The following is a 4723-nucleotide window of genomic DNA, read 5'->3' as shown; positions in this document are numbered from 1 at the left end:
TGTTTCACCACCATTAGTATTCGAACACTTGTTATATTTGGTGTTTTCTAAGTCATAAAAGTAATTTGAAAACGTACTTTTCCCTGAACCATTTAGACCATAAATTAGGTTAACTTTCTTATCAGTTGTTAACGTAGATTTTGACTTATAGCTTGCTACACCCTCTAAATTAATCTCTGTAATCACTGTTAAACTCCCTTTAAAGTAGATAGTAAAACCAACTTAACACATTGTTTTACTGTGGTTTATGAAGTTAATCACATATATACAGGCGAAAATGTATTACAGGAGACCATACTCAATAAGTTTACCCATCAAACTCACAGCGATTGTTAACCGCTGAGTTAGCATTCCCCTGAAGCTGTTCAATTCGCTTAGAACGCTTACATTCCCATTCAGACACTGGGGATTGCTTGTCCCATACGTCCATCAACTGACGTTGATGCTTGCTCATATTATATTTGGGGTAAGTGACTTCCATGTACATGTGGTGTTTTTCATGGCAGTTGGCACTCTTTACTTAAATTTTAAGCTGCATTTCTTGTTTCTATTTCAGGCTGCTTTTCTGTCATCGATACGCATATCATATCTACCAAAATCAGATTTGACCGAACTTGATAGCATTGTGAAATGATAGTTACTCCGTAGAGCATTTACAGCACCAATTGCAGGGAAGAGGTTGTGCATATCAGCTTGTATATAACGATACTCATGGCTTCAACTTTCTTCTTTGAATAAATTTAGCACCACAGTAGATAGTTTCTCTATGATCTTGATAGACCTGCCTCTCAAGCATTTTCTTAGCTTTGCTAAATGAGTAATTAGATGCATTGCCTTCAGCAACAGTAAATGAGCTAAAGACCAAGATAGCAATGGTGGATATATTTTTAAATAAGTTCATGTAGAATCACTTCCCACAACATTTCTTGTATTTTTTTCCTGACGAACAATGAGGGCATATGTCATTCCGTCCAATTTTTTCAACTATAGACGGAGACTCCGCAGGTGTAGGCAAGTAGACATATTTATGTGCGTTATCCCGATCATTAAATATTGAATTTATTGCTTCCGCCATATCTTCTGTTGACTTGAAAGGTCTTGAATTTGAATCAAACTGCATAAAAAACTTAGTGAAATTATTAGTTTCTTCACGAGAAAGATGTTGTTTTCTCAACTCAATTGCAATGAGATTTAAACCTTTCTTTGAAGCTACCTCAATCTGTTTAGCTATATTATTAGGACAATCATCACTACGATAACTGTTTATAAAATGAGTTAATGCAGTTTTGATGCTATCAACACAATTATTTTGAAGGCTGAGAATCAAATGACCTAGCTCAAATTCAGCTATAGGATCTGGCTTTAACACTAGATATTCCTTGTAAGCTTTTACTGCTTCTTCTGTACTTGCTTTCTGAGAATGTGTTCTAGCTAGACTTAAATATGCAGCGGGATAGCGATTATTTGCTGCTTCTGTCATATAAAAAATATATGCTTCATGATCTTTGCATTTAGAATAGTAATAATTTGCTAGTTTATATTGAGACTCTGGGTAGCCAGCAACGGCAGCTTTTTCGAGGTACTCAACTGATTTATTTATATCTTTATTGAGGTGTTTCCCCTCTTGATACAAAACACTCAAGGTATCTAACGCTGTAGGGTGATTATGAGAGGCTGCTATTTCTAAGTTTTCTATAGCTTCTTCTATCTCAAAATCTAAAGATGATGGTCTATTGATGACATAGTAACCATGGTATGCTTTAGAATTAATATGCCCCTTGAAACCAGCCCTTCTAAAGTACTCAATACCCTTATTTATATCTTTGTCACGCTCAGTACCGCTTATCAAAATAGCAGCATATTCATACAAGCTTTCTAAATGGTCATCATCAATCGCTGCTGATTCAATCAGGTCTACACCTCGTTTGAGCTGACCTTCATTTTCTAAAACATATCTTCCCTTATTTGTTTCAGGATTAGCAAAGTCATCAAGTCTTTTATAGTGCATTTGCGCTAAAGCACAGCCAACCACATACTTTGCATTGGGTTCATTATCAAAAAGAGCTTTATAGGATAGATCTTGCATCGAAGACTGGATTTGAGCATCAAAGTTGTAGTCTGGGGTAATAATCCTTTGAAAAGATGACCTGATAAGGTTTATGAGATCACAGAAATCTTGAAGAGTCTTTAGCGCAAGAGCAATAAACTCCTCTTTCTCTAAATGATATGTTTCTTTATGTGCGGCCTTGTTGCCAGCTATGCGAATATCATGAAGTTTACTAATGATTTTTCGGTCTAGTTTTTTTGTCGCTTTAATACTTTGTATTAAATCATAAACATCTTTAATTTCAACATCAAGACATAGCTCTGAGCTGATCGTATCACATAGATTAGCGATGAGAGATCTAAGGATCACTAGTGTCTGAATAGGCGCATCCCGATACAAGTTTTTTGCTTCTTCATATTGCTCACCTATCAGCTCACAGTGATTATTCACAAAAGTGATATCGTTCATGATTTCCATGTTCACTAAATTCCCTTCCCTAGTTCACCGTCAATATAAATAGCGTATCCAAAGAATACACTAAGGCCATGATAAACAATACATTAATATCCAACCCATCGTTCTTAAATAGTAATTACTGGTCTAGCCTTCTTTTACGACTTAGTTTGTCACTTACTTCAAACAGGTAATGCCTATCCGTCAGATCCCTTATTGCACTCACTGTTTCACTATCGCCTTTTAGTTGAAAACCACATAGCTCAAGCTTATCAAGGTATTCTGTAACCTTACTTTTGCCGTATAGCTCATGAAATCGATTAACTAAAGTATGCTCATTAAATCCTTCATCAACACTATCATTAAAAATATCATTAAAAATATCATTCAGTGAATATTGTTCGACTATTTCTCCCGCATTTTTTGCATCAGAAAGAGCAATTCCTCTTTGATATTTTAAGTGCAGATTAAACTCGTCAGTAAGTAAAAACTGCTCTTTTAAGCTTGATAACAACCTTCCAGTAGTCTCAAGTAGTTCAACCTCATTTAACCCTTCAAAACACCCAGCAAGGAACTCATCAGCAGCTTTCATTGTGGCCTTGTTAAGATAATCAGCAATGAACAGCGTATCAGAATCAACATTACTATATCCCTTGCTTAAGCAACTCTTCCGAAACAGCTCGATGTCCAAGTTCTCTACAAGCTGAACTTGATACTCTTTGGCTTTAGTTAATATAAAATCAGCAGCATTAGCCCCTTGGTGACACGCAATACTTAAAAAGTCCTTTGAACCATTTTCTTTTTGAGTCTTGAGCCAACTAGCGATATAAGCAGCACTTTTACTATCAGTTACGCTTGGTAGGTTTAGTTTTTTAAGAATCATTAAACTACCACTCTCGGCAATTAATTCTTCAAAACCTATATTTTTTTTGTTTCTTGCTTCATTACCTAAACTGTTAACTAAAGGTCTGTTTAGGCGAGATGCTGCTCCCGTAGAGTGCGATAATTCATGACAATAAACGCCCGTATAAACTAGCTCTGGATGATCCGTCTTGAAGTTCTGTTCAGCCACCATTGCAATTTGATCTTTAGAAGGACTGTAATGACAGCTTGTGGGATGCTCGACTAAATCAATTCCCATCCATTTTCGACCTGAGTCAATTAAACATCTAGCCGCATAAATCTTTGGTTCAAACAGTCTTTCCCTTTCTTCATCCGTATGACATTCATCAAGCTTTTTTAGTAGCTTGGTTTCTTTATAATTTTCTATCCAACCTTGGTATTCCTCATTATTACGAAGCGAGTGGTTGAACTGAGAATGATGGTAAAGCTCGAACTGCTTAAGGATCTTCTGTTTGCGGTAACTCTCCTGGTCTTTGCTATCCAGCTCTCTATACTTCTTCACTGATATCCACTTTTCAGGATTATTAACCTCTAAAGCATCATTAACAAAAAGCTCGACTACTTTTTGACATACAGCTATTGCTTGTTCAGGCATCTCAAGCCCTAGCTGCTCAATGTTTGACTGATTTAGGAAGAACGGTAAATCCAATCCTAATTCTGTTTGCAGCAAATCAAGTAATAACGAATTCCCACCAGAATACATTTCTCCTGACTTAGCACTCCTTGGCAAGCCTAGCACTTGCTGATCAACCCAAGGCTTTTTAAACTTGTAGTCGTCACCACTCTCAATGAACTTTTTGTAGATATCCAACACTTGATCAAGCACCACCTGATTTTTTTTAGGCTTAGCTGGTAACACTTCAATTGATTCAAGCTGTGCTTTTACTTCAGATAGGCTTTTATGGCTGGCATCAATATCTTCATCAGATTCAGCTTTTTTTAGTATATGAGCTAATTTGTGCAGACTGAGGAATTGCTTAAACTTCTTTTTGGTTAGTTTATCATTTGCCGTTCGATCTCGTTTCAGATAGAAATCAAGCTGCTTTGCTGATTTTATCCCACTCTGTGATTCGACAAACTTATCTTTAATTAGCGAGCTAACACTCCTACTTTCGTTGTTCTCCATATGATTAATCCAATGAGTGACACTAGCGAAAAATCACACTAGATACCTTTAATAGACCATATAAAAAATAAAACTCAACACCAAACGTGATCCAGATCACAAAAATTAGTTATTAAGAGTATTTATTTCTCCTATATAAAAACATAACAATTATGGATATTTAGGAATGAGGAATAGGCGCATCTTGTTTATTA

General features: G+C 36.1%; 6 protein-coding genes. All 6 read right to left on the bottom strand.

Annotated elements, in window-relative coordinates; translation table 11 throughout:
* A partial coding sequence (locus L2755_RS21770) for an AAA family ATPase (RefSeq protein ID WP_248982734.1) occupies positions 1-186 on the bottom strand: 186 nt, incomplete at its 3' end.
* A 121-nt stretch (positions 187-307) separates the two neighbouring features.
* Entirely contained in the window at positions 308-454 is a 147-nt protein-coding gene (locus L2755_RS21765; RefSeq protein WP_248982733.1) for an endonuclease, read from the bottom strand.
* Positions 455-552: 98 nt separating this feature from the next.
* Complete coding sequence (locus tag L2755_RS21760) at positions 553-687, bottom strand: HNH endonuclease family protein (RefSeq protein ID WP_248982732.1); 135 nt, start codon at positions 685-687, stop codon at positions 553-555.
* Positions 688-709: 22 nt separating this feature from the next.
* A complete protein-coding gene (locus tag L2755_RS21755; RefSeq protein WP_248982731.1) occupies positions 710-901 on the bottom strand; it encodes a hypothetical protein in 192 nt (63 codons plus the stop codon).
* Between the two features lie 6 nt (positions 902-907).
* Complete coding sequence (locus L2755_RS21750; RefSeq protein ID WP_248982730.1) at positions 908-2524, bottom strand: tetratricopeptide repeat protein; 1617 nt, start codon at positions 2522-2524, stop codon at positions 908-910.
* A gap of 115 nt (positions 2525-2639) precedes the next feature.
* Entirely contained in the window at positions 2640-4529 is a 1890-nt protein-coding gene (locus tag L2755_RS21745; RefSeq protein WP_248982729.1) for a zincin-like metallopeptidase domain-containing protein, read from the bottom strand.
* Positions 4530-4723 lie beyond the last annotated feature (194 nt).

It is taken from the genome of Shewanella abyssi (genome assembly GCF_023284025.1).
In the GTDB taxonomy this organism is placed as follows: Bacteria; Pseudomonadota; Gammaproteobacteria; order Enterobacterales; family Shewanellaceae; genus Shewanella; species Shewanella abyssi.
This window is presented reverse-complemented; position numbering and strand designations above follow the sequence as displayed.

Bases quoted from the DNA above. Each gene is read 5' to 3' on its own strand.
- L2755_RS21750 (WP_248982730.1), bottom strand. From the start codon at position 2,524: ATGGAAATCATGAACGATATCACTTTTGTGAATAATCACTGTGAGCTG.
- L2755_RS21745 (WP_248982729.1), bottom strand. From the start codon at position 4,529: ATGGAGAACAACGAAAGTAGGAGTGTTAGCTCGCTAATTAAAGATAAG.
- L2755_RS21755 (WP_248982731.1), bottom strand. From the start codon at position 901: ATGAACTTATTTAAAAATATATCCACCATTGCTATCTTGGTCTTTAGC.
- L2755_RS21765 (WP_248982733.1), bottom strand. From the start codon at position 454: ATGAGCAAGCATCAACGTCAGTTGATGGACGTATGGGACAAGCAATCC.
- L2755_RS21760 (WP_248982732.1), bottom strand. From the start codon at position 687: ATGCACAACCTCTTCCCTGCAATTGGTGCTGTAAATGCTCTACGGAGT.